This window comes from Mesorhizobium sp. M7A.F.Ca.CA.003.01.2.1 (assembly GCF_003998945.1).
Taxonomy (GTDB): domain Bacteria; phylum Pseudomonadota; class Alphaproteobacteria; order Rhizobiales; family Rhizobiaceae; genus Mesorhizobium; species Mesorhizobium ciceri.
In genome coordinates this window covers 1-3,360 of sequence record NZ_RZRA01000639.1, presented here as the reverse complement: position 1 = coordinate 3,360, position 3,360 = coordinate 1, and the positions used below count along the sequence as shown (strand labels likewise).

2 protein-coding genes are annotated in these 3,360 nt (G+C 63.6%); both read left to right on the top strand.

Annotated elements, in window-relative coordinates:
• On the top strand, positions 1 to 411 hold a 411-nt coding region (locus EN969_RS22760; protein ID WP_281060025.1), incomplete at its 5' end, for an acyl-CoA dehydrogenase family protein.
• 112 nt (positions 412 to 523) lie between these two features.
• Positions 524 to 3,360, top strand: a 2,837-nt coding sequence (locus tag EN969_RS22755) for a transglutaminase family protein (protein WP_164758428.1), incomplete at its 3' end; no start/stop codon positions are given.

Here is a 3,360-nt window from a genome sequence, read left to right as displayed (position 1 = left end):
GGCTCGATGGGCGCCGCCGAGGATTGCTGGCACCGCGCCCGCCAATACGGTCTCGACCGCAAGCAGTTCGGCAAGCCGCTGGCCGGCACGCAACTCTACCAGAAGAAGCTTGCCGACATGCAGACCGAAATTGCGTTGGGATTGCAGGCGTCCTTGCGCGTCGGGCGGCTGCTGGATGAAGGTAAGATGGCGCCGGAAATGATCTCGATCGTCAAGCGCAACAATTGCGGCAAGGCGCTGGACATCGCCCGCCAGGCCCGCGACATGCATGGCGGCAACGGCATCCAGATCGGCTACCACGTCATGCGCCACGCGCAGAACCTGGAGACGGTCAACACCTATGAAGGCACGCATGACGTGCATGCGCTGATCCTGGGAAGGGCGCAGACGGGGTTGCAGGCATTTTTCTGAGCCGGTAACCGTTGCTTAAATTAGGTGCACCGCAACATCTCTGCTTGGAGAATGGCCGCCAGATGTGTCAGGGTTCAGCGAAATCGTTTGAAACGCTGAATTCCGGGGCCCCATGGCAATTCTGGCAGCCGTCTACCACCTGACCCATTACAAATACGACCGGCCGGTGGTTCTCGGGCCCCAGATCATCCGGCTGCAGCCGGCGCCGCATTCCCGTACCAAGGTGCTGAGCCATTCGCTCAAGGTCGAGCCGGCGAACCACTTCGTCAATCTGCAGCAGGATCCTTACGGCAATTTCCTCGCCCGCTTCGTCTTTCCGGAGCCGGTGACGGAGTTGAAGATCGAGGTTGACCTCGTCGCCGACATGACGGTCTACAATCCGTTCGATTTCTTCGTCGAGCCGTCGGCCGAGGCGTTTCCGTTCGAGTATCCGGAAGAGATACGCGACGATCTCGCCATCTATCGCACTCCGGAGCCGGCGGGACCGCTGCTGTCGGCGCTGCTGAAGACCATCGATCGCAGCGCTGCCAACACCGTCAATTTCCTGGTCGATCTCAACGCGCGGCTGCAGCGCGAGATCGCCTATATCGTGCGCATGGAAACCGGTGTGTTCTCGCCGGAAGAGACCTTGGCCGCGAAAAAGGGATCGTGCCGGGATTCGAGCTGGCTGCTGGTGCAGATCCTGCGCAATCTCGGCATCGCGGCGCGCTTCGTTTCCGGCTATCTGGTCCAGTTGAAGCCCGATCTGGTGGCGCTGGACGGTCCAGCCGGAACCGCCGTCGACTTCACCGATCTGCATGCGTGGTGCGAGGTCTATCTTCCCGGCGCCGGCTGGATCGGCTTCGATCCGACCTCGGGCCTGCTCACCGGCGAGAGCCATGTGCCGCTGGCCGCCACGCCGCATTTCCGCAACGCGGCCCCGATTTCCGGCATGGCGAGCTTCGCCAATGTCGAATTCGGCTTCGAGATGCGGGTCGACCGCATCGCCGAACATCCGCGCATCACCAAGCCATTTTCGGACGAAAGCTGGCAGGCGCTCGACGCTCTGGGCAACAAGGTCGATAAAGCACTTGCCGCCGGCGACGTGCGGCTCACCATGGGCGGCGAGCCGACTTTCGTGTCGATCGACGATTTCGAGTCGGCCGAATGGAACACCGCCGCCGTCGGTCCCACCAAGCGCGAAAAGGCCGACGAACTGATCCGTAAACTGCGCGAGCGCTTTGCGCTGGGCGGCTTTCTCCATTACGGCCAGGGCAAATGGTATCCGGGCGAAAGCCTGCCGCGCTGGACCTTTTCGCTCTACTGGCGTGCCGACGGCCAGCCGGTGTGGAGCGATCCGTCGCTGATCGCACGCGAAAAGAGCGAGGCCGACATCGGCCCGAAGCAGGCCGAAAGCCTGCTCACCGCGATTGCCGGCGAACTCGGCATCGACAAAGCCATGGTCAGCGAAGCCTATGAGGATCCGGCCGAATGGCTGCTCAAGGAAGGCAAGCTGCCCGACAATGTCGATCCGTCCAACTCTAGGCTGGAGGATCCGGAAGAACGCAGCCGCATGGCGAAAGTGTTCGAACGCGGGCTGACCAAACCGTCCGGCTATGTGCTCCCCGTCCAGCGCTGGAACAGCCAGGCATCGGATCCGCGCTGGCGTTCGGAAAAATGGAAGACGCGGCGTGGCCGGCTGTTCCTGGTGCCAGGCGATTCACCGGTCGGCTACCGGCTGCCGCTCGGCACGTTGCCCTATGTGCCGCCGGAGCAATTCCCTTATATCGTGCCGGTCGATCCGTCACTGCCACGCGGCCCGCTGCCCGCGCGTGAAGCCATACTGGCCGGACCGGCTCCAGCCGAACTGGAAGGCGCCGACGAGATGGCGCGCCGCCAGCAGGCGGCATCGTTCACCGCTGCGACCGGCCAGCAGGAGCGGGTCGAGCAGGAGATCACCGAGATCGGCGGCGCGGTGCGCACCGCACTTTCGGTCGAACCGCGTGATGGGCGGCTTTGCGTGTTCATGCCGCCGGTCGAGGCGCTGGAAGACTATCTCGAACTGGTCGCGGCGGCCGAGAACGCGGCGAAGGCGATAGGCCTTCCCGTGCACATCGAAGGCTATGGCCCGCCGCACGATCCGCGCCTCAACGTCATCCGCGTCGCGCCTGACCCAGGCGTCATCGAGGTCAACATCCATCCTGCATCCAACTGGCAGGATTGCGTGGCGACGACGACGGCGATCTACGAGGAGGCGCGGCAGACACGGCTTGGCGCAGACAAGTTCATGATCGATGGCCGCCACACCGGCACCGGCGGCGGCAACCATGTCGTGGTCGGCGGTGCGACACCCAATGACAGCCCGTTCCTGCGAAGGCCGGACCTGCTGAAGAGCCTGGTGCTGCAATGGCAGCGCCATCCGTCGCTGTCCTACCTGTTCTCCGGCCTGTTCATCGGGCCGACCAGCCAGGCGCCACGCTTCGACGAAGCGCGTCACGACTCGCTCTACGAGCTTGAGATCGCTATGGCGCAGGTGCCGCATCCAGACCAGGGCAACGCACCCTTGCCATGGCTGGTCGACCGGCTGTTCCGCAATTTGTTGACCGACGTCACCGGGAATACGCATCGTTCGGAAATCTGCATCGACAAGCTGTTCTCGCCCGACGGACCGACCGGCCGGCTGGGGCTGGTCGAATTCCGCGGCTTCGAGATGCCGCCCAATGCGCGCATGAGCCTCGCGCAGCAACTTTTGGTCCGCGCCATCATTGCCCGTGCCTGGAAGAGCCCGCTCGACGGCCGTTTCGTGCGTTGGGGCACATCGCTGCATGACCGCTTCATGCTGCCGCATCATGTCTGGGCCGATTTCCTCGACGTGCTCGACGACCTCAAGCTCAACGGTTTTGAGTTCCGTCCCGAATGGTTCGACGCCCAGCTCGAATTCCGCTTCCCGTTCTGCGGCGAGGTTCAGCA